This window comes from Pedobacter westerhofensis, from assembly GCF_900182595.1.
In the GTDB taxonomy this organism is placed as follows: domain Bacteria; phylum Bacteroidota; class Bacteroidia; order Sphingobacteriales; family Sphingobacteriaceae; genus Pedobacter; species Pedobacter westerhofensis.
The window spans coordinates 355,123-377,598 of sequence record NZ_FXTN01000004.1 but is presented as its reverse complement, the minus strand read 5'-3'; the positions used below and the strand labels follow the sequence as shown (position 1 = coordinate 377,598).

At 44.1% G+C, this 22,476-nt stretch carries 21 protein-coding genes; 11 read left to right on the top strand and 10 right to left on the bottom strand.

The genetic code is table 11. From position 1 onward, the window contains the following. Window positions 1-38: 38 nt before the first annotated feature. From FN831_RS09640 to FN831_RS09625, 4 genes are all read left to right on the top strand, one after another. A complete protein-coding gene (locus FN831_RS09640; protein WP_185960441.1) occupies window positions 39-1,094 on the top strand; it encodes a PAS domain-containing sensor histidine kinase in 1,056 nt (351 codons plus the stop codon). A gap of 154 nt (window positions 1,095-1,248) precedes the next feature. Then, entirely contained in the window at window positions 1,249-1,434 is a 186-nt protein-coding gene (locus FN831_RS27920; RefSeq protein ID WP_221931322.1) for a manganese catalase family protein, read from the top strand. A gap of 321 nt (window positions 1,435-1,755) precedes the next feature. Further along, window positions 1,756-2,067 carry a hypothetical protein gene (locus tag FN831_RS09630; RefSeq protein ID WP_142528012.1) on the top strand — a complete coding sequence of 104 codons (312 nt, stop codon included), beginning with the start codon at window positions 1,756-1,758 and terminating at the stop codon, window positions 2,065-2,067. Window position 2,068: 1 nt separating this feature from the next. Then, window positions 2,069-2,776: a DUF2931 family protein gene (locus FN831_RS09625; protein WP_142528011.1), complete on the top strand. Its 708-nt coding sequence runs from the start codon at window positions 2,069-2,071 to the stop codon at window positions 2,774-2,776. A 25-nt stretch (window positions 2,777-2,801) separates the two neighbouring features. Here FN831_RS09625 and FN831_RS09620 read toward each other — a convergent pair whose 3' ends face one another. The 4 genes from FN831_RS09620 to FN831_RS09605 all read right to left on the bottom strand — a co-directional run bounded on the left by FN831_RS09620 (window position 2,802) and on the right by FN831_RS09605 (window position 8,799). Then, window positions 2,802-3,764 carry a zinc-binding dehydrogenase gene (locus tag FN831_RS09620; protein WP_142528010.1) on the bottom strand — a complete coding sequence of 321 codons (963 nt, stop codon included), beginning with the start codon at window positions 3,762-3,764 and terminating at the stop codon, window positions 2,802-2,804. Between the two features lie 109 nt (window positions 3,765-3,873). Further along, window positions 3,874-5,535, bottom strand: a complete 1,662-nt coding sequence (locus FN831_RS09615) for a hypothetical protein (RefSeq protein WP_142528009.1) — start codon at window positions 5,533-5,535, stop codon at window positions 3,874-3,876. Beyond that, window positions 5,532-7,358, bottom strand: a complete 1,827-nt coding sequence (locus FN831_RS09610; protein WP_142528008.1) for a glycoside hydrolase family 2 protein — start codon at window positions 7,356-7,358, stop codon at window positions 5,532-5,534. Before FN831_RS09610 ends, FN831_RS09615 begins: the two co-directional genes overlap by 4 nt. Window positions 7,359-7,389: 31 nt before the next feature. Beyond that, window positions 7,390-8,799, bottom strand: coding sequence for a DUF3863 domain-containing protein (locus tag FN831_RS09605; RefSeq protein WP_142528007.1), 1,410 nt, complete (start codon window positions 8,797-8,799; stop codon window positions 7,390-7,392). Between the two features lie 337 nt (window positions 8,800-9,136). On the opposite strand from FN831_RS09605, the gene FN831_RS09600 reads away from it, so the two are divergent. From FN831_RS09600 to FN831_RS09590, 3 genes are read left to right on the top strand one after another with little or no spacing between them, the layout of a single operon-like run. Beyond that, window positions 9,137-10,027 (top strand): SDR family oxidoreductase, encoded by an 891-nt coding sequence (locus FN831_RS09600; RefSeq protein WP_142528006.1) that lies wholly within the window; start codon window positions 9,137-9,139, stop codon window positions 10,025-10,027. Between the two features lie 2 nt (window positions 10,028-10,029). Beyond that, window positions 10,030-10,956 carry an NAD(P)H-binding protein gene (locus FN831_RS09595; RefSeq protein WP_142528005.1) on the top strand — a complete coding sequence of 309 codons (927 nt, stop codon included), beginning with the start codon at window positions 10,030-10,032 and terminating at the stop codon, window positions 10,954-10,956. A gap of 19 nt (window positions 10,957-10,975) precedes the next feature. Then, window positions 10,976-11,899, top strand: a complete 924-nt coding sequence (locus tag FN831_RS09590) for a helix-turn-helix domain-containing protein (RefSeq protein WP_142528004.1) — start codon at window positions 10,976-10,978, stop codon at window positions 11,897-11,899. A 75-nt stretch (window positions 11,900-11,974) separates the two neighbouring features. Here FN831_RS09590 and FN831_RS09585 read toward each other — a convergent pair whose 3' ends face one another. Then, complete coding sequence (locus tag FN831_RS09585; RefSeq protein ID WP_142528003.1) at window positions 11,975-12,175, bottom strand: hypothetical protein; 201 nt, start codon at window positions 12,173-12,175, stop codon at window positions 11,975-11,977. Next, window positions 12,153-13,028 (bottom strand): pirin family protein, encoded by an 876-nt coding sequence (locus FN831_RS09580; RefSeq protein ID WP_142528002.1) that lies wholly within the window; start codon window positions 13,026-13,028, stop codon window positions 12,153-12,155. Before FN831_RS09580 ends, FN831_RS09585 begins: the two co-directional genes overlap by 23 nt. 107 nt (window positions 13,029-13,135) lie before the next feature. Between FN831_RS09580 and FN831_RS09575 the strand changes: the two genes are divergently transcribed. The 4 genes from FN831_RS09575 (at window position 13,136) to FN831_RS09560 (ending at window position 15,347) form a co-directional block, all read left to right on the top strand. Next, the gene (locus FN831_RS09575) at window positions 13,136-13,480 is read left to right on the top strand and encodes a (4Fe-4S)-binding protein (RefSeq protein WP_221931321.1); all 345 of its coding nucleotides are present in this window, start codon (window positions 13,136-13,138) and stop codon (window positions 13,478-13,480) included. Next, a complete protein-coding gene (locus FN831_RS09570) occupies window positions 13,480-13,782 on the top strand; it encodes a GNAT family N-acetyltransferase (RefSeq protein WP_142528001.1) in 303 nt (100 codons plus the stop codon). The genes FN831_RS09575 and FN831_RS09570 overlap by 1 nt, the downstream gene beginning before the upstream one ends. 144 nt (window positions 13,783-13,926) lie before the next feature. Next, on the top strand, window positions 13,927-14,262 hold the full coding sequence (locus FN831_RS09565) for an EthD domain-containing protein (protein WP_142528000.1): 336 nt from the start codon (window positions 13,927-13,929) through the stop codon (window positions 14,260-14,262). A gap of 95 nt (window positions 14,263-14,357) precedes the next feature. Further along, entirely contained in the window at window positions 14,358-15,347 is a 990-nt protein-coding gene (locus FN831_RS09560) for a helix-turn-helix domain-containing protein (RefSeq protein ID WP_142527999.1), read from the top strand. A 23-nt stretch (window positions 15,348-15,370) separates the two neighbouring features. Here FN831_RS09560 and FN831_RS09555 read toward each other — a convergent pair whose 3' ends face one another. The 4 genes from FN831_RS09555 to FN831_RS09540 form a co-directional block, all read right to left on the bottom strand. Further along, window positions 15,371-17,608, bottom strand: a complete 2,238-nt coding sequence (locus tag FN831_RS09555; protein ID WP_142527998.1) for a PAS domain S-box protein — start codon at window positions 17,606-17,608, stop codon at window positions 15,371-15,373. A gap of 3 nt (window positions 17,609-17,611) precedes the next feature. Then, on the bottom strand, window positions 17,612-18,070 hold the full coding sequence (locus tag FN831_RS09550) for a response regulator (protein WP_142527997.1): 459 nt from the start codon (window positions 18,068-18,070) through the stop codon (window positions 17,612-17,614). A 2-nt stretch (window positions 18,071-18,072) separates the two neighbouring features. Continuing rightward, window positions 18,073-19,431, bottom strand: coding sequence for a sensor histidine kinase (locus tag FN831_RS09545; RefSeq protein ID WP_221931320.1), 1,359 nt, complete (start codon window positions 19,429-19,431; stop codon window positions 18,073-18,075). A 402-nt stretch (window positions 19,432-19,833) separates the two neighbouring features. Continuing rightward, complete coding sequence (locus FN831_RS09540; protein WP_142527996.1) at window positions 19,834-22,209, bottom strand: ABC transporter permease; 2,376 nt, start codon at window positions 22,207-22,209, stop codon at window positions 19,834-19,836. Window positions 22,210-22,476: the final 267 nt, after the last annotated feature.

Here is a 22,476-nt window from a genome sequence, read left to right as displayed (position 1 = left end):
ACAAATTGTCAGCTTCAATAGCCTACCTTGCTATACATATGATTAACGAAACGTTAAGATTGCTAAGTGAAAGTTCAAGGCATCTGCATTTTCTCATTGATGTTAGGAATGGCCGCATCATCTACTCAAATCAGGCCTTTATCAACCAGTTTAACGATATCACGGATCCGGCGGTGTTGCTGCCTTTGATAGAACATGAGGATCTGGAATATGTAATGGAGAAATACCTTGCATGTAAATCAGGTGAAAAAATTGAAGATTTCGAATCCCGTGTGCATATTGACGGAAAACGACACGTTTACAAAATAGCTGCTGCATTAATGGTTACCTCCTCCGGCCAGCGTATTGTTGGTTGTGATGCAGAAGATATCACAGACATGAAGGACTATATCAATGTCCTGAATGAGCACAATAAGAAAAAGAACTCCATTTTGAATATTATCTCCCATGACCTGATGGGGCCGATTGGGATCATACAATCGCTTTCCAGTTTGATGAGTGACCCTGAAAAAATAACCGACGAGCACCGGCTGCATCAATACACCGATCTGATCAACAGGACAAGTAAAAAATGTATCAACCTGATCAGGAACTTTATCAACCAGGAATTTCTCGAGAGCTTTGGTGTAAATCTGGTAAAAAAAAGGATCGAACTTGTTGGCAAGATGCAAATCCTCATACAGGGATACATCAATAATGAGGTAGAAATGAAAAAACGCTTTACCCTGCTGAGCAATATGGAAAAAGTTTACATCGAAATTGATGAAGACAAATTTTTCCAGATCATGAACAACCTCATTTCCAATTCGCTGAAATTTACAAATGACGGTGGAACAATAGCGGTAAACATCACTGATCAGGATACTTCTGTACTGATTACTGTGGCTGACGACGGTGTTGGTATTCCTGAAAAATATCACAAACAATTGTTTGAGAAATTTAATCCGGCACGGCGCAGCGGGCTCAAAGGTGAAGAGTCCATCGGACTGGGGATGTCTATCATCAAAACCATTGTGGAGTGGCATAACGGAAAAATATGGTTCGAAAGCCAGGTAAATGTTGGTACCACTTTTTACATCGAGATCCCTAAGTAATTTATATCATTATCATTAAATTTTATACGAAACTGAATGTAATCCTGTGAGTTTAGGCAGCATACATCACCTAAAAAACAGATGATAATCATCATTCAAAAGATTTACAATTCAACGCAAGGGTTTCTAACCCCATCCTATTTTCGCAAACATTTTGCTGGAGCAATTTGGCGGAGCGAACGGCGAGCTGGCCGCAGCCCTGCAATATTTTACACCGGCATTTGGTGCCAAACAACCGCATTCTGATAAGTATGATATGCTGATGGATATCCATGGTGTGCATCAAATATCCATTCAAATGGTGATTTTACAGAAGATTAACAAGCAACCTTGCTTCTGAGTCACGCACTAAGAAGCCCCTTGATACCGAAGAAAAAGTATACGAAAACTAAACCAGGTATGAACTTCGCATGGAGACAACCCGAGTACAAACATCATCCAACATATTTACAAATCCTCTATTCATCTTGCGGGAACAGGCATTTGGCTAATCATACTGATACTAAAGATTAAGATTATATTTCTATATTGTAAAAGAGTATTTAACACCTGCGATAAAATAGAAAAACAGGCACAAGAATAAACAAATAAAATTTAAATTTTTCAAGCCAAAAAAAAGACTTCCAAAGTCATACCAGAAAACCCGGGGAAAAAATAACATATGGAATCACCAGCACAGGACACAATAGAAATTGAAAAACAGTCGTACAAGAGTATCATCCTGATTGCAGCTATCCTTATCATGACTGCTCTTTACATGACTTGCACTTATAATAGTGAAGATGAAGGAATCATGCTCTGCACGCTGGTCTGCCCAATCTTTAGTATACTGGCAGGTATGTATACCTTCACCTACAAAGGCAAGGCATATGCTGCAAGCCGTATAATTTTCTATATTTCCTTAGCACTCAGCCTGTGCAGCATTTTTGTCTTGTGCTTTTTTATTGAACTTGCAAACACAAACTGGCACTAGCATGTATCAACTAAATTCCATCAATAAGATTTATGCGGCGATACTGATGCTCCTGATCCTGGCCACGTCAGTAAAGATCTGGAAATATAAAACCTGGAAAAGGTATTATTACACCGCTTCATTTTCTTCGCCAGCCAGCTATCCCGTACATGTACACAACGGCCAGCTTATTTTAGAAGACGGCGAAATAGCATACGTAGGTTACAATACTGTAAATGACGGCAATAACTTCGGCTGGGGCTACGGGGATTCTAACGACCCTACCAGAAAAGAACGCCTGCCTGTAAAACTGGTGGTTCAGTATGCTTCATTCCGCGATCAATCTTTCTATTCAGATACAATACCTCTTCCTGTAGATGCGATTAAAAAGGCGTTCAGCACCGTAAATGCAAAGGGCATCAGCACTGATTTGTACCAGAAACCTTCGGTGAACCGACTGGATTTTGTGATTGGAATTGCGAATAAAGGCAACATCATTGTCTGGTTGCGCGGGGAGAATTTCGAAGAAACCTTGTTGAAACATAAAATAGCGCCTCATGAACCAAGTGGCGACGAAACATATGATGAAACCAGGTTAACAAAATCGCAGTATTTAAAAACGGTATTTTGGATCGATAGCGCAAAACTTGAGACCTTTAAAGCGGGGCTTGATAAAGATGCCAGTTATATTGATACGCCTTCCCAATTTAAGATACGGTTAAAGCAATAGCAGTGAACCTGCTTAATCCATCATTCTAAAAAGAAAGCACAATCTTACCAAATAAAGGTCTTTCTCTTTTTCTCTGTTCAATCCTTTCATGGGCGTTTTTGACTTCTTCAATCGGATATACACTATCTATAACAGGTTTTATATCTCCATTTTCTATCAATCTGGTAATATGATGCAACTCATCCCTGCTTTGCCGCGTAAAAACAAAATGGTACGTAGCATTCTTTTCCCAGGCATGGATAAGGTTTTGAGGCTGGGCAATATCAACCAGTGATACAACTCTACCATAGTCAGCCAGCGCAAGCGGACTGTCCGACAGCATACTGCCCCCAACGGTATCAATAATTACATCTGCCCCTTTTCCATTCGTATAAGACTTGATCTCTTCAATATAGTCCTCATGATGATGATCTATTACCACATCAGCGCCAAGTTTCCGAAGATCCTCATGCAAAGCACTCTGCCCTGTTGTAAAAACAACAGCCCCCATAGACTTCGCGACCTGTATTGCGAATGTTCCCACGCCGCCGGCACCTCCGGGGATCAGTATCGTTTCCCCTTTTTTGAGGCTGGCCCTTACCGCGAGCATTTCCCATACAGTTCCGCCAACAAGAGGTACAGCAGCAGCTTCCTCATATGAAAGATTATCCGGCATTCTGGATAGCGAAGATTCTTCCGTAAGATGATATTCGGCATAGCTGCCACTTCCGCCAAATCGCGGGGAGTAATAGACCTTATCACCAATCCGCCAGTTTTTTACAGCCTCACCTACGGCCACAATGTCCCCTGCAATATCGTGGCCCGTTATAATTGGTAATCCAAACAGAGAAGCATAATCTCCACGCCTTACCTGATAATCGAGCGGATTTATCGATGTAGCCCTCACCTTCACGAGCACTTGCGAAGGATCTGTTATGGTGGGGGTCGGTAACTCACTTATATCGAGGACTTCCGGCCCCCCATAATTTTTGATTACAACTGCTTTCATATTAGCTTGCTAAATATTGACAGTGCAAATGTCACGAAGCTAACAGATTGTAAAGAAGATATTTGTCGAAAAATAAAATAGACATTTGTCTATAAAACATCCGGTCGCCTTATTGTAGTTCTTTTCCTCCCGTATCTGCCAGCCGGAATGAAATACGGTCTCCTTTAGGATATACCCGGTATAAACCTCCGCCTCTGCTTTCTTCCAGGCGTCCCTGCAGCGGGCTGATCTTGTAAGAATGGCCATGAAACTCATAGACTGCACTATTACCTGTAAGTTTCTGAAACGCAGTTTTGCCTTTATCGGCGACGTAGAGCTCCAAAAACCAGTCGGGAGCAGGTTTTCCTTTTGCTGTAATGGTAAAGGCATTCTCGCTCATTTCAAATTCAAATGAACCCTTTGCCAGCGGCCATGCGGCACGGGCGGTAGTCTCGTTAACATTTGTAAATACCGGATCGCCCCCCTGTACAGGCACACTGCTGCCGCCCTCATTCGCCATTAAGCGGAAACCTTCGGGATGCCCCGCTTTGCCCCATTGAAACCCATCTACTACCGGCAGGGTATAAAAGAAACTCTGGTTGGTGGTAGTCGCCTCTTTAAGGTATTTATCAGGGATCTGTTCATTAAACAAATGGATATCGGTAATGCGTAGCATACCTTTTTCCCAAAGCAGGTTGATACGGTAAAAGCGGCTGTTGTACCACATGGTTTTCTGATCACTATTGCCAAGGTCTTTGCTTACAGTAAATGTAGTTGCCGGAGTAACTTTATATTGCTTACTGAACCATGCTCCAGACTGCTCCATTGTCTCCACGCGCACCTTCCCTTCCTTCTTCAAATTAGCGATAATCGGCATTTGCCATTCCAGGCCTTTCTTCATCGCATCCCAGGTGAAGGAATTTTCCTGGCCCGCCTGTGTATAGTTAAATCCCAGTGCGGGATCGTTGGCAAAAGTTTTGAAAAACCAATTGATCCACTGCTCATTTCCGCCGGCATAAGGATATACCGGTTCTAACGTAGTCACCGTGCTCCCGTCAGCATACTGACGGATCGGATCGCTGCCCAGCATCCGGAAAACCGGAACCGGAATTTGCTGGTCCTGCTGCTGTGCAGGCATGTAGGCATTTATTTTACTCGGATAGTAAGCCTGGTTCCAATACCCGCCCCAAAGGGTAAATCCGTCTGTTCCTACCTGATCTTTGCAATTTGCCGAAGCAACGATCTTATACTTGTTGTACATATAATTGAGGGAATGTGCATCAATAACCCAGGCGGCAATAGATTTGGGATAATAGCCAAATACGGCTTTGAAATCAGCAAAATAAACATCGATGATTTTCTCACGTTCTGCGGGCGTATAGCCTACAGAAAATCCGACATCCGAATGCCAGTCCCAGGCATACTTGCCGCGCCATTTGATGCCCGCTTTTTCAATCAGCGGCTGTGGCAATTCCCACCAGCCACCTATTTCAAATTCATTGCCGGGCAGTGCCTTTAGCAGTTCCTGGTAACGTTTGTCAATCAGTGCATCATATTGCAGCAGGAATGTTCCGCCCAGGTGATATTGCTTCATCAGCTCAATCTGCTTTACGACGGTCTGGTACAGCACATCCTTTGTGACAGCAGCGTCACGCGGCTCAATGTCCCTGATAAAATTAACAATATTGATGATTTTTGGCTCCTTACCTTTGCTGACAGTTTGCTGCTGGGCATTGGCTACAGAAAATAGAAACTGGGACAGGATCACCAGAAGTATAAAATGTCTTTTCATTTTTTCGTAATATTCATATTAAATCCCGACTGGATCACAGCCTCATTCACTTCTTTAACCCGTTTATTGTCCATTTTTTCCACTTTACGGTCGTAGGTAAGCACACCGTTTACCTCATGTTCCACATCGGTAGTCTGCGTGTAAATGGCAACACTGAGCCCTTTGTACTTCATCAGCTGTTCAACCCGCTCCATCAGGAAAACATATCTGTCGCTGAGCGCGGAACGAGTAGGCTCGTATGCATAAGCATTATTTTCTACCGGCCACATATGATTGCGGACAAAAAGGCCCACACCGCCAAACTCGCCCAATGAAGCCGCCCGTTTCTCATCGGGCACCGATGCACCGTAAGGGCCTACGTAAATATGCGTGTCTACGTAGTCCCCGTTCCCGGGATCTCCATAAGCTTTCTGATAGCCAGGATTGTTATTAAAACCAGAGTTGCCGTTTACCAGTCGAGATGGATCGTACTGCTTCAGCCAGGCAGTAATGTTCTTCACATCAAAGGCGCCCCAGTTTTCATTGAAGGGCACCCAGGTAATGATGGAAGGTGAATTATAGTGGTCGTCAATAATTGCTTTCAGCTCCTTGCGGAACACACGGCGGGTAGCAGTAGTATCTTCGTTCTGATACCATATCGCTGGCATATCCTGCCAAACCAGTAAGCCCAGCTTGTCTGCCCAATAATAAAACCGCTGAGGCTCGGTCTTCATATGTTTTCTGATCAGATTGAAACCCGCGTTTTTGGTATATTCGATATCAGATTTTAAGGCCTCTTCTGTGGGTGCGGTCAGTATCCCGTCCGGCCAGTAACCCTGGTCGAGCAGTCCCAGCTGCATGATAAATTTCCCATTGATAAGGGGCCGCATCACGCCATTCAGTTTGGCCAGCTTGATATCCCGCATACCAAAATAGCTTAGCACTTCATCCGCAACACTGCCATTGCTGTTTTGCAGCGTAATCTTGAGATCATATAAAAATGGATGATCCGGCGACCAGAGTTCTGGGTTTTCAATTGGCAGATAGAAATAAGTGCCAGCAGCAGATTTTGTTTGCGCGATTTCCTTTCTGCCGGCCAGCGCAAAAGCGGTCACATTGCCCCCACCGATAGTATTTACCAGCACCTTCAGGCGCTTGCCATCCACATCGGGCAGCAGCTTAATATTTCTGATGTGCACAGCTGATACCGGCTCCAGCCATACAGTTTGCCAGATGCCGGAACTAAAGGTATAATCGCCACGCGGGCCATTTTTCCCCGAAGGGGCCCTGCCATCGTTAGGATCGTATGCAGCCACTACAATCGTATTCTGGCCTTTAACCAAATAAGGTTTAATATTAAAACTGAATGCATCATAAGCACCGGAATGACTGCCTACTTTTTTGCCGTTTACAAAAACTGTTGCGTCGTGGTCTACACCGTCAAAGTTCAGCAGCACGTCCTTGCCCTTCCAGGAAGCCGGAACTTCAAATGTACGGCGGTACCACAAATTGATCTCCTGTTTTTTCTGCACCCCTGAAAGATAGGATTCCGGGCAATAAGGCACTAAAATCTTTTGACTGAGGCCGTCAAATGATGCTTCGGCCTGCGGGTTCAGGGCATTAGGAGCAGACTTGCCCCCTTTATAATCCCATTTACCGTTTAGACAAAGCCATTCGGTACGCTGCAGTTGCGGACGGGGATATTCATTCAGCGGCACTTCTTTGTTTTTAGCCTGTTCAGTCCATGTTGTAGGAAGCAGTGCCTCCTGAGCGAAGACCTGAAAATGGCACGAAAGCAGGCACAAAGCAGCGGTACAGGATATTTTATTGATAAAGATGGACATAGTTAAAATATTGGTTTTAAAGTATATTAGCTTAGGAGGTTTTAAGTTCAGGACAGTACCTGTAGATCAGCTCCTGCTCATCGGCAGTGAGATCTATCAGCCGCAACGGCTTGTCTTCCGGGCGCAAGCCCTTCTGGTTAATGCGGTTGATCAGGCTCCAGTCCTTCACCGGTTTATCCGGGCGGGAGCCCCCCGGTTCTTTCGCCGGAAGATCGTACCGCGTAAAATCGATAACCATTTCCGGTGTGTGGTGATGCCAGTCGCGCAGCAGCGCCAGCCTGAATCCTTTATTCATAAACCAGCGGATTTCCAGGTTATTGTACGAATCGCCAAGTCCGCAGCCACGTTCAACAAACTTATAACTGTATTCATCGTTGGATTTATAGTGGCTGCGCCAGATTTCACCAAACTCTCCAAAACTTACAAACTGCGCATCAGGCCAGCGTTTCAGCGTATCAGTTACCCATAATTTCATCGCACTGCAAATGAAATCCATTCCAAACTCATATACCATCTGTGCTTCCCAGATATTTGGCACCCAGCCAAAACCATTTAGCTCTACGCCCTTGTCAAAATGAATGGACTGTGTGTGCATCACTTCCCTGTGGCCCAGTTCAAGTCCCCATCCTTTATAGGTTTCGATCGGGCCAACACCACGGCGGCTGTTGTACCCTGTGATTTCGTGGCCCGTCTGGCCGCTTTGCCTGGCACAGATGAAGTCCATAGACCAGCCATCAAGGTTTACACAATCGATCAGATCTTTTTTATGCTGTCCCGGCTTGCAGAAATGCTTTGTGGAGGGATAATAAGGATAGGAAGGAGATCCGTCTGCTCCCCCTCCGTCAATATTGTGCTGGCTCCAGATCACGGCCTGCGCTACGTGTATATTTTCTTTCTGAGCCAGATATTGCAATGACTCTGCCGGCAGGAAACCGCCGATGACGGACTTTGGTTTATAGCCTTTGCCCACAAACCCGCTGATGATCCTTAGTGCCTCAGACAGCTCTTTATTGATCCGCGCCGGCGGCAGGTACATGGCCGGAAAGTAACCGGGAAATACCGTCACTTCGTCGCCATACTCAGCCTGGCACCAGGCAGCGTACTCCCGGATCTGCACATAATTGGTACGGCGGTCTTCCAGTGCATTGAGTGTAAAGCCCCAGGTAAGCCTGCCTTTCGGATTATTGGCCCCAAAAGCATTCCTAAGGTTTTTAACCCCTTCAAGCGTATGCCATTTTTCTTCATCGCGCGGATGCAGTTTCACATCACGCGAAACCTCCCAGGGGGTAGTCCTGATCATAATGCAAAGCGTGATATACCGCCCCCCCATCAGTTGTGCCGGTTCCAGCATACTGATGGGCATTCCTTTCAGCAGCTGTGCGCCTGCCAGCAATCCTGCACCTGTTAAACATGTACTCTTTACGAATGATCGTCTGTCCATTATGTACTAAACGTTATTTGTCTAAAGACTTTGTGTATTTTTATTAACTAATATATGAATTATCAGCCCGGGTTTTGTTTAAGTTTATCCGGGTTCAGCGGGCAGACAATACAGTATCTATAAGATCAGCTGGCATTAGGAACAGTAATTCTTTTTCATTAATCAGCCGATGGGTTGTCATCAGAAATTATTTGGTTGATACTAAAGTAGAAATAATTACTGAGCCCGCAGGGATATGTAAAAATAAATATTCAGGATATGGCTAAATCAAAAGCTGATATGGATAAATCCCTCCCAGCACAGCAGCCCATATTTGTATCAACTAAAACATACAATTATGCGCGTATTTATCACAGGAGCCACAGGCTTCATCGGCACTGCCATAGTGCAGGAATTATTAGCTGCCGGCCATCAGGTATTGGGACTGGCACGGTCGGAGGCATCAGCCCAAAAACTGCTCGCCGCAGGTGCAGATGTACATCTGGGCAACCTTGAAGACCTGGAAAGCCTGCGGACAGGAGCTGCACAAGCTGACGGTGTAATCCATGCCGGCTTTATACACGATTTCAGCCGCTTTGCCGAAGTATGCGAAATAGACAGAATTGCTATTGAAACCATTGGTGAGGTGCTTGAAGGTTCAGGCCGCCCTTTCATTGTAACTTCCGGTACAGCACTGGTTAGCCCGGGAACGCTGGCCACTGAAGATATTATCCCAGTGTTTAATCCTGCCTGGCCGCGTGCCTCGGAGCAGGCAGCAGATGCTGTAGCTGACAAGGGTGTTCGTGCAGCAGTAGTACGTTTATCACCATCGGTACATGGCGACGAGGACAGGCACGGATTTATCCCCATCATGGTTAATATTGCAAAGGAAAAAGGCGTCTCTGCATATATTGGCGACGGACATAACCGTTGGAACGCTGTGCACAGACTGGACGCCGCCCGTGTATTTCGCTTGGCTTTGGAGAATGCATCAGCAAAAGCACGTTACCATGCTAACTCCGAAGAAGCCATTACAGTTCAGTCTATTGCAGAAAATATTGGTAAACAACTGAATCTTCCGGTAAGATCAATTGCGCCGGAATCCGCAGCTGAACACTTTGGCTGGTTCGCGCAGATGGCCGCACTGGACTGCCCCTCATCAAGCACATGGACGCAGGAAGATCTGAAATGGCAGCCTACCCATTCATCATTGATTGCTGATATTGAAAACGGCGTTTATACCCAATAAGGATGAAGATTATTTTAACAGGTTCCCTTGGGAACATCAGCAAACCGCTGACAGAAATTTTAGTGGCTCAGGGCCATGATGTCACCCTGATCAGCAGCGATCCTAAAAAACAAAGTGCCATAGCGGCATTGGGTGCAACACCGGCCATTGGCTCAATCAAAGACCTGCAGTTTTTAAAAATAACCTTCAAGGATGCAGATGCTGTGTACACGATGATCCCGCTCAGCTTTACCGAACCCGATATCGGAGAATATCTGCATCAGGTAGCCAGGAATTACGCCGAGGCACTAAAGGAGGCCGGTACCAAACGTATAGTGCTCCTCAGTGGCTGGTCGGCTGATCTGGTGAAAGCCGAGAATCTGGAATACCTCTTCGATGGATTGGAGGCATCAGTTACCATCCTGCGGCCCGCGGCCTTTTACACCAACTTCTACCAGTCTATGGATCTGATCAAAGGCAAAGGCCTGATTGGTAAATTCCTGACGCTTCGTTATTCCGGCCTTTGGGCATTGCTGACAGGTAAGACCGGCCTGCTGATGGGAAATTATGGCGGTGATGACCGGATCGTTTTCGTGTCGCCAAAGGATATCGCGGATGCTGCAGCTGAAGAATTGACGCTGATGCCCATGGGGAACACTGTACGCTACGTTGGCAGTGAAGAAATGACCTGCAACGAAGCTGCCCGGATCATCGGTGCGTCGATCGGTAAACCCTGGCTAAAATGGGTATTGTTATCCGACAAGGAGATGCTCCGCGGACTGAAGATGGCCAAATTGCCTGAAAAACTCGCAGAGAGCCTGGTAGAAATGCAGGCAGCCATGCACAGCGGCAAAGCGCTGGAAAATTTTAAGCGCAGCAATCCCAAAATGGGAAAGGTCAAACTTGCCGACTTTGCCAGGGAATTTGCCAGTGTCTACAAACAAAAATAAATAAGTACATTTAATTCATATGAGCAGCACCCCACTTTTCCACTTTCATACCATTACCGAATATCACCGTGCCGCAGGCCTGCCCAAACCAGTGCACCCGCTGATCAGCCTGGTACACATGGATGACCTGAGCAGGCCACTGGCCGATAGCTCGTTCAGTGTGGTTTACGATTTTTATTCGATCTCGATGAAAAGAGCCAGGAGCATCAAATTCAAATATGGCCAGCAGTCTCATGATTTTGATGAGGGCGTGTTGTTCTTTATGTCGCCCGGACAGGTATTCAGCGCTGAGTTTGAAAAGGGCAGTATCACCCACCGGCCGGAAGGCTGGATGATACTGGTCCACCCGGACTTTTTGTGGAGCACCACGCTGGCCAAAACCATTAAACAGTACGAATTTTTCAGCTACTCTGTTTATGAAGCACTCTATTTGTCGGATAAGGAAGAAACCATGCTGACCACTATTGTGCAGAACATTGAGCTGGAATACCATGCGAATATAGACCGCTATAGCGGCAGCGTGATCATTGCACAGCTGGAACTTTTGCTAACCTATTCAGAGCGCTTTTATCAGCGTCAGTTTATCACCCGCAGGAAATCGAACCACGAGATCCTGATCAAACTGGAAGATCTGCTTTCAGGCTATTTTGAAGCAGGCCTCCTTGCACAGAAAGGACTGCCCAGCGTTACGTACATTGCTGAAAATTTAAATATTTCGCCCGGATATCTGAGCAGCATGCTCAAATCGCTGACGGGGCAGAATACCCAGCAGCACCTGCACAATAAGCTCATCGACCTGGCCAAGGAAAAACTTTCGACAACTAATCTTTCAGTAAGCGAGATCGCTTACCAATTGGGCTTTGAACACCTGCAATCTTTCAGTAAACTGTTTAAGACAAAAACCAGTCTTTCACCACTGGAATTTCGACATTCATTTAATTAAAATCCGGCGGCAAATTGTTCAGCAGTGATCAGTGCGGTATTTTGGGCAGAATTTTTTGGATCACTACCTGCTGCATCAGCAGGGGCTCCGTGACGGGATCAGGTGCCCGGATTTCTCAAACCAGAACAGCTCCTTTTTTGGGACGATCAGTTTTTTATAATAGGCCTCAGAAATGGCATAGTTGGTCTGATGATCATTCCTCCCCACAAAAAAATACACCGGGCAGTTGATCTTGGGCACAGAGGCCGGGAAATCACCTGTGCTTGTCGTAATCAATTTTGCCGTAATCACCGTTATAAAAATCCTTATAGGCATTTGCGATCTCCAGTTTGGAATTCATCACAAGGGGGCCTTCAGCTACAATAGGCTCATTATAGGTCTCTCCCCCAAACAATAAAATATCACATGCCTCATGATGGTTTTCATTTCTCAATTCAATCGTCCCCTCCTGCCGGTCAAATTCAATAAAGTCGCCATCATTAAATTTCTCATCATTCAGAAAGGCCGGCAGTTCTGGCAGATAGGCCGCAACTTCTAATTTACCAGCAAAACTGATAGTAAAACTGGCATCAGGCTCCAGATGGATATGGTACAGGAACTGCTCTGAATAGTTGGGGATCGCAGCGCTTAGTTCTTCGAAAGATCCAACGATCACTTTGATCCAGCCTTTTCCTTCCGGCAATGATTTTACAGGCACTTCATTGCCTTCAATGGCCATATATGCCGGCTTTTCGCTTTTGATATTTGCAGGCAGATTGATCCAGAACTGAAAGGCATGGGTAAGTTTAGAGTCAGTACTGGAATCATAGTTCAGCGTTTCATCATGAATGATCCCGTTCCCGGCATTCATCCACTGCACTCCGCCGGAATGTACCATCGCATAATTTCCTGCACTGTCAAAGTGCTCGTCTTCACCATTGAGTATATAGGTTAATGTAGCAATGCCGCGGTGCGGATGTGCGCCCGTCCCTTCTTTATTCACCTTTGTCTGGATTTTTGGTACGATATGGTCCAAAAAGACGAACGGGCCTACCGCATCCGCGTACCTGTTCGCCAATATCCTGTAAATGGCAAGGTCCCCAATATCTGCCCTTTGTCCCTGCGTTGAAAAACTGCTTTTCTTTTTCATTGTAATTTCGAGTTGATGATGTGATTGTGTGGCATAAAGCCAATAGCAAAGTTCCGTCAAGACCTGGAAACAGGAAGATGATCTATGTCGAAAAAAAAGATAGATATATGACTACATTTTTTTTCGACATAAATCATCTCTCTTATCCTGCCAGGTTGCTGAACTTTGCATCAAAGCTTGAAATAAATTATCATCACTATATTTTGAATAGGAAACTGATGGAAACGATAAAATATCCGGCCGGGGAAATAACAATTCTCTGGCAACCGGAAATATGTATACATGCAGGAATATGTGTAAGCACACTGCCGAAAGTTTATGATCCAAAGGCGAGGCCATGGATCAGGACAGAAAACGCAACCACGCAGGAACTGATTGGTCAGGTTGCCAAATGCCCTTCGGGCGCTTTAAGCATTGTTAAGAATGAAGAAAATAAGGAGGTAATCAAATAATGGAAAGTACAAAAGTAGTCTTTCTGGGCCATTCCACTGGTGAGGTTCAGCTGTTTACGGATGATGTGAAAGTGGGCAAGATGAACATTGCTCTTACAAAGGGAAGGCTTACTGTCTTTCATACCGAAGTTTCTCCCGAATATGAAGGCCGGGGGTTTGCGAAATTGCTGCTTAACCAGCTGGTAAGTTATGCAAAAGAAAATGATCTGCGGATCATTCCTCTTTGTGCTTATGTCAATACGCAGTTCAGACGTTATCCTGCAGAATATGATGACGTCTGGTTAAAAGACTGGCATCAATGAAATTCATATCAGAGCGCCTGATCAAAGGAACACTCAGAAGGTATATTGATAATTCTCTTTTCGGGCTGTTTTGTAAAAGTTTCAGGCTATTGGCCTTGTGCATTATTATAGAGATTTGAATAAACATTTTCATTCAAATATATTATGATCAAGCTAGCTATTTTACTAACACGCCGGAAAGGCATGAGCCATCAGGAATTTTTAGATTACCGCCGGGATATACATGCTCCGCTCCTGCTCTCGATTCCCGAAACCAAACAGTTTGTCAGAAAGTTTATAGTTTCTGTCCCAGTTCCGGCAGCAGGTTACCCCAACCCAGCCTATGATGCCATGATTGAGGCATGGTTCGACAGTCTTGAGGATCTTAATTCATTCTTTCTGTCCGATAATTTTCTCAATAAAGTGGATCCTGACCACGATAACTTTCTCGATATCCCCGCAGCACTGAGGCTGGTTACAGAAGAAACAGTTGTTATATAAAAATATGGAACCTCGCTGTGGGCCAAAAAATATACCCGTTCAGCCGATATACTTTTTTTATTACCTTAGTTCTTCATGTTGAAGCAGTCCTGCCTATGAAAAGCTATATCCGAATCAGAAAAGGCTCCAACCTGATTGAGGACCTGTCCACTGAGTTCTACAATGTAAGTACCTCAGATGCAGTTAACCTGCCCTCATCCTTAGGCTCCGGAAAGATTAGGGGATTGTATTTTCCGTCGGATTTGTCATTATACCTGGGCAAATACCATTTGATAGTTCCCTGGCAACAGGAAACTATCAATGAAAAGGACAGCACAACTTTCTGCATTTCTGCAAGCATCATGTCAAATGAAATCAGCATCAAAAAAGATGGTGAATGGCTAAAAACAAATTACAATGGCCCCAATAGCGTTTTATTTTATTCATATGGCTCATCTGTTGAAGTAGCTTATCCTCAAAACGAGCCTTTAAAAACCATTACAATAACTTTTACAAGCGCAACTGTCAGCGCCATTATGGATCAGCCTGATGTATTAAATGGACTCGATCCCATCTCACCCTTCCTGTATTTGGATGAAGCAGTTCCTGAAGCAGAAACCCTTATCCGTAAACTGGCATGTATTGGCGGCGAGAGCGAGCCCTCGAAATTCGAAATCTATCTCGCTGTGCTTAATCTGCTCAGGCTAACACTGTACCGCAGCTTTGTGATCAAAGAACGCTACAATTCATCCGGCCTCTTAAAAGAGGATGCAGAAAAGATGTTTGCTATCAGGAAGAAGTTAATGGAAAATAGTCATCAGACCATCAAGATCGCTGAGCTTGCTGCAGAAGTGGGCATGGGCCAGAGTAAAATGACCAGATTATTCAAGCAGGTATTCAACCGTACCTTGTACCAGTTTGCACAAAAGGCAAAGGTGATCAAGGCCAAAGATCTCTTGAATTCAAGAAATTACAACGTATCTCAAGCAGGATATATGGTCGGCTACACCAATATGACCCATTTTGCAAAAGCATTTAAAAAGTATTACAAAGTTAACCCGGGCGATTACCTTAAGCGTGTACTGGGCGATAAAATAAGTTCATAACCCATTGCTGCTGCCAGAACAATTTATCCGGCAGGATTCACTTTCAGTTCCAGCCTGAACTGCGTACCACGGTTCACCTTGCTTTCTACCGATATACTTCCCCCAAGTGTTTCTATCTGTGTTTTCACCATAAACAGCCCCATGCCTTTACCTTCAACATGGCTGTGGAAACGTTTATACAATCCAAATATTTCGGATTTATTCTTTTCAAGATCAATGCCAATGCCGTTATCTGTAAAACTGAGGATAAATTTGTTCCCTATCCTTTCGCTTTTAATCTCAATAATCGGATTAACCATTGGCCTGCGGTATTTGATGCTATTTGAAATCAGGTTGTAAAATATACTGTGCATAAAACTTTTTGACGTCCAGAGTTCGTCCCCTGCACTAAAGTCGATGATAAACTTAACTTTCTGCTGCCTGATCAGGTTTGGCAGGTAAGTTAAAACCTCTTCCAGCAGCCGGGAAAGAACCACATTTTCTTTACTATCTATGATCTCCCGTTTAACCTGCAGAATAGCATTCAGATCTATGATCACCGTATCCAGCTTTTGTGTAGAGGCCAGTAGGTAATCAATCAGGAGGTTGCTCTCCCCTTTGAGCACCTGGTCTCTGATCAGCTCTCCGGCAAGGCCGATGATATTTGCAACCGGGGCCCTCAAATTATGTGAGATGATATATGAAAATTGTTCCAGATCGTTGTTGCGCTTCAATAAGTCTGATACCATTTTTGTGCGCTCCATCTCGCCTAATTTGCGCTCGGTAATATCTTTAAAGAAAATAGACAGTCCCTGGATTGATGGATAAACGGTCACATCAAGCCAGCAGTTAAGGTTCTCCACAAACCATTCGTAGTTTTGCACCTTGCTTTCTTTGGATGCCTTAAGCATACTGAGGTGACTGTGGGTACCTGCCGACCCGTGATAGAGGTCCCAAAAGTTCCTGCCAATCACTTCCTCTCTTTTTTTCTTAAGAATGTTCTCCGCTTCCTTGTTCCAGTAGGTGATCATCCAATGGGTATCCAGCGTAAAAAAACCGTCGCCAATACTTTCGAGGATCATATTTTTCTCCTCGGCTACTTTCAGCAGTTCCAGTTCGGCCCGTTTCCGGATGTCTATATCCTGGAAACTACCCCGTATTTTCACACATTTTCCATTGATAAAATCAGGCTCACTGATGATCCTGACCCAGCGCTCATTACCTTTGGCTGTGATGATCTGAAGTTCCAGATCAAGCGTCTTTCCGGTACTGACTACTATTTTCAACTGATCACTGATCGTGTCCCTGTTGAAACCCGCCTTGTAAAAACTGGTGGCAGATTCAACAGTAGGCAGGTAGGTGTCGCCAACCTCATGGATTTGTTTGGTGATAGCAGACCAGTAAAGCGTATTGTTCTCCAGATCTACTTCATAGCTGCCAATACGGGCAAGGCTTGTAGCCTTGTCCAGTAAAATTTCCAGGGCCTTTTTTTCCTCTTCGGCTTTGATCTTTTTGGTATTGTCCCTGTAATTGATCACCAGGGCATTCACATTTTTATCGTGCAGCAGGTTGGTGATGGTACCATCGGTGTAAATATAACCAAGATTCTTTTGACGGAACCTGAATTTATTGGTGATGGCAATACCCGGTAACTGCAGTACCTGTTCAAAAAAGAGCTTATAATCTTCCAGATCATCCGGGTGTATATAATCTAATAATTTTTTACCCACTAATTCTGTAAAATCAAACCCTGTAAGCCGCTCTACAGCAGGACTTTGATAAATGAACTCCACCTGTTCATTGATCACAATAATCGCATCGGCACTGTTCTCTATCAAAGCACGGAACAGCGTTTCGTTTTTGACCAGGTTATCCTGGATGCTTTGATGATCCTTTAACAGTTGAAATTTTTCTAAGGCATTTGCAAGCGCAGTGGGCAATCTCTCCAGCCTGTCTTTCAAAATATAGTCGTCCGCTCCCCTTTTGATTACATCCACCGCAAACTCTTCAGAAACAGTAGCAGTGATCAGGATAAACGGAATATTCAAGCCCATCGTCTTAAAGATGGATAATGCTTCATGAGAATTAAATGAAGGTAAGGAATGGTCAGAAAGGATGATATCCGGGGCAAATTCGGTTAGCGCTTTAATAAAGTTCTCCCTATTGTCTACCACCAGCCGCTCAAAGTCAAACTTGGCTTTTTTCAAAGTCCTGTTCACCAGTTCGGCATCACTAAAGAGATCTTCGAGATGCAATATCTTCAATTTCGTATTTATTCTCATGGATTAGATTTCAGGTGAATTGTTGATTGCCAACCAGTAGAATCCCAGTTCGGCAATAGTTTTGGAGAAATTCTCAAATCCAACTGGTTTCACTACGTAACTGTTTACCCCCAGCTGATGACTTTCCAGAATATCTTTCTCCTCCTTCGATGAGGTCATCATCACTACAGGAATTCGTTTGGTTCTTTCATCTTCTTTAATGATACGCAGCACCTCCAGTCCGCTTACTTTTGGCATTTTTATGTCCAGGAAGATTACTTTGGGTTTGTTTTCAATATCCCGCCCGTCAAATTCTCCCTTTCCAAAGATAAAATCAAGTGCCTGTGCACCATCTATCAAATGAATGAGGTTATTAGCAAGGTTGTGTTTTTTTAATGCCCTGATCGTAAGCATAGCATCTGATTTGTTATCTTCTACAAGTAGGATCTGGATATCCGTATGGTTAATTTCTGCTGTTTGCATCTCTAATTTTTAATTAATGTAGGTAAGGAAATATAAAAACAAGCACCCTGGTTTACCACTCCGTCTGCCCATGCAGAGCCATTGTGTTTGCTAATGATACGTTGTATGATGGCCAGGCCTACGCCGGTACCTTCAAATTCATTTGAGCTGTGGAGGCGTTGAAAAACGCCATATAATTTATCATAATACTTCATGTCGAAACCCGCTCCGTTATCTTTCACATAGTACACGCACTGTTTATCTTTTTCATAGGAACCTATTTCGATCATAGCTTTTTCTTTCTTACCGCTATATTTAAAGGCATTTGAGATCATATTGATAAAAACCTGCTTTAACATATTTTTATCTCCCGTGATATCTCCAAGAGGCTTGATCGTCACGCTCACCTGACGGTCCGGGTGTTCTTTCAGCAGTCCTGCAACAATAGATTCCACCATCTCTGTAATATTGATATTCACCATGGTGAGGTTCTGCTTCCCAAAGCGTGAAAATTCCAGAAGATTATCGATTAGCTGTCCCATTCTGCTGGAGTTGCCCACAATTTCATTGAGGATATCCAAAGCATCAGGGTCAAGTTGCTCCGCATAGTCTTCAATAAGGATCTGGGTGAAACCGTTAATTGCGCGAAGGGGTGCTCTTAAATCATGGGAAACCGAGTACGAAAATGCTTCCATCTCCCTGTTGGCGGCTTCCAGCTGAGCTGTACGCTCTATGATTTTTTGTTCTAAACCAATGTTCAACTCCGCAATTTCCAATTCCGCCTGCTTCAGATGCTCATTTGCGACAATCAGTTCAGCAGCCCTGTTTTCCTTTTCTTCATTCTGAAAGGCCAGCTGCTTATTAATAATAATGAGTTCCGCAGCCCTGTTTTCTTTTTCCTGATTTTGGAAGGCCAGTTCTTTATAGGCTTTCACCAGTTCGGCTGCCCTGCTTTCTTTTTCTGCGTTTTGAAAAATAAGTTCCTTGTTGGCTATGATCAGCTCTGCCGCCCGGTCTTCCTTCTCCTCATTCTGAAAGGCGAGCTCCCTGTTGGCAATGATCAGTTCAGCAGCCCGGTCTTCTTTTTCTTCGGCCTGAAAAGCAAGTTCTTTATTGGCAATCACCAACTCTGCCGCACGGTTGCCCTTTTCTTCATTCTGAAAGGCCAGTTCTTTGTTTGCAATTACAAGCTCTTCTGCACGTTTCTGTTTCTCTTCTTTTTGGAAATCCAGTTCTTTATTGGCAATGAGCAGTTCGGCAGCACGATTTCCTTTTTCTTTTTCCTGAAAAGCCAGTTCTTTATTTGCAATGATTAGCTCAGCAGCCCGATTTTCTTTTTCCTCATGCTGAAAAGCAAGCTCTTCGGTGGGAACACTTGACATCTCCTTCTTTTTTGGTTTATGCATCTGGATAATTTGAGAACGGTTAAAAATATTGAGGAGTCTGGCATAACCTGATATCCAGGTTAAAACCCTGCACAACAAATCATTGCTCTAATATAACATTTACCCGGTCATTTAACCTAAAGAATAATCACTATATTTCAACTATTGTATATTTACTCCGATATGGAGTATAAAAGCGAAAAACTTTATTTCTTGATTAAACTTAAATTTTCCCGGATCATCATCAAATGGCCCAGCGGTATCGCTGTAACCACACTATATTGTCATTGTAAGAGATTTTAATGTTAAAACATCGAGTCAGGCCGCAGCACTGCGATTAACATATATTTTGGATAATTTAGGTCGATATTAATCCTAATAACGGCAAATCAAGGATGCTTACTCGTATTTTAAAGCATCCACCGGACTGGCTTTCACTGCTTTGCCTGCCTGGAAGCTTACCGTCAGTACCGATAAAATTGTGGTGATCAAAGCACTGAAGACAAACGGCGCCACTGGCAGATCAATCCTGTAGACGAAAGTTTCAAGCCATTTGCTGACCAGGATGTAGGCTATTGGCCATGCGATCAGATTAGCCAAAACTACCATCACAAGAAAGGAACGGTTAATCATTTTTAGTATCTGCAGATCCGTGGCCCCAAGTATTTTACGTACCGCTATTTCCTTGATCCTGCCATTTGTTACATATTTTGCGAAAGCAAATAAGCCTGATGTAGCAATAAATATAGCAAGCAATGCGGTGGCAAAAAATACGGATTGCAGCTGTTCCTGTTTCTTAAAAAGCCTGCCATAGAGCTCATCTAAAAATTCATACCTGAAATCCTCCCCGTCTTTCGGATTAATCTCCGGCCATTTTTCTTTCAGAATAGCCAGTACAGCAGCCATTTTACTTTGCTCAATCTTCAGCAAAATCTCAATTTTAGGATTTCCGCAAGGATTACGGATCGCATAGATTGTTGGCTGAATAGCATTTTCAAATCCCTGTGACTTAAAATCCTTTACCACTCCCACTATCTTATAATCCCTGTCACAGCCACGCAGCGTTTGTCCTACCGGGTTTTTGATATTAAATCTAGCAACGGCACTTTCATTGATCACCGCAGCATTAGCGGTATCAGTTTTGAAAGCCGGGGAAAAAAGGCGTCCCTCTTTTAACTTAATATCCAGCGTTTCAAAATAATCAAAATCAACATCCACAAAGTCGATATTCGCCTGTGTACCGCGGTATGTATAGCCGTTAGATCCATTTTCGGAACCATCAGGAATACTCGTCGCCACTGTGGCAGACCTCAGTCCCGGTATTTTTAGTATCCTCTCCCTAACCGGTTGGAAGGTCTCTGGCTTTGTAAAAATGGTATTGCTCTTTATATATACCACCTGACTGGCTGTAAAACCCAGATCCTGGTTGCGCATATATTTTAACTGGCTATTGATCGTAAATAAACCAATGATAAAAATAATGGCAATGCCGAATTGAATGACAAGCAAGCTGTCCCGTAACCAGGAACTGTGCTTACTGGCAGAAAAATTACCTTTCAGCACAACCGCAGGTTTAAAACCAGATAAAACCAGCGCAGGATATATTCCTGCGATGACCGTGATCAGGCACAAGACCACCGGCAGCTGCCATACCAGTTGATTCTCAAGATCCCAGATCGTTAGTTTGATTGCAAACAGGTTGTTGAATGCCGGCAGTACCAGTTCAGCTATAATCAGCGCCAGGATTGTAGCAACAAAACATTGTACAAAAATCTCGGTAAGAAACTGGAGGGTAAGCTGAGAACGGTAAGCCCCCATCACCTTTTTGACGCCAACTTCCTTTGCACGCCTGCTTGCCTGTGCTATACTCATATTGGTGAAATTGATGCACGCAATCACCAGCATCAGGATTCCCAGTCCGGATAAAGCAATCAGTATTTTATATGGCGTATCATTGCCCGCCTTCGGTCTTAAATGCAGATGGGCCAACGGATCCAGGAAGGTTGATACCTGTTTAATCTCTTCAATTGTTTTTCTGTCAGTCTCTCCTTTTGAAAGCTCTGCCCGGTACAAGGCAGATATCTTTTGTTCCAGGTGATTGATATCAGTACCCGGCTTAACCAGAATGTAAGTACTGTAGTTGTTGTAACCGTAGTTTTCTCCCTGCCCAAGCTCATTGGCAACCGATATGGCATCAAAAGTAATATGAGAATGCCTGTCATTGATGATCGCTCCGTTTATTTTCGCTGTTATGCCAGAAGTGCTGCTGCCAGCGCCCACAATTTCAGGCTTGTTATCCCGTTTATCCGGGAATAATGTTTTCATGTCTGCCATCCCCAGATAATTGAGGCGGTCATTTGCTCCAGCCGGTTTTTCCAAACCACCAACAGGCCGCACATCAAGAATTCTTGCGGCGCTGTAATCCAGCTGTAAAAAATTCTTTGTGATGATGCTGTGTTTCCCGTTCTTCAGCACCATCTCAAAGGAGCTTTGCTTAATTATCCCGGCCAGTTCTACCTCAGGAAGATTGAGCTGAATTGCTTTTGCAAGTGGAGGCGGCGTATAAATTGTTTTAAAGTCGGGATAGATTCTCCCGACAGCATAAATATTCCTGTAGTTGGGATTACTCTGATCAAAACTGCTTTCAAAACCTACATACATGATGATCAGAATAAAAGCGGCTAATGCTATTGCCAGTCCGCCAATATTGATAGAGGTGATCCCCCTGTTTCTCCATAGATTGCGCAGTGCGATGTTCAAGTTCAGTCTAAACATATTTCAAATTTACTTACTGATTTTTTCCTGACAGACAAATTATTTGGTTTCGCGCTAAGGACGTGCCAAAGAATAGCGTAGTGAAAAGCTGCTGAAGGACAGGCAAATGGCACCGATGAATTATTGCAAATGTTCAATATCGTACAAATTCTGTACGGGACCGGACAGGGAGCGGTCATTAAGGTTTCGCAACGGTTATTGTCCAGATATTAAATTATATTATGCCCTGCAAGGCTATTCCATCAGACTTTAATATCTATCTTAAAT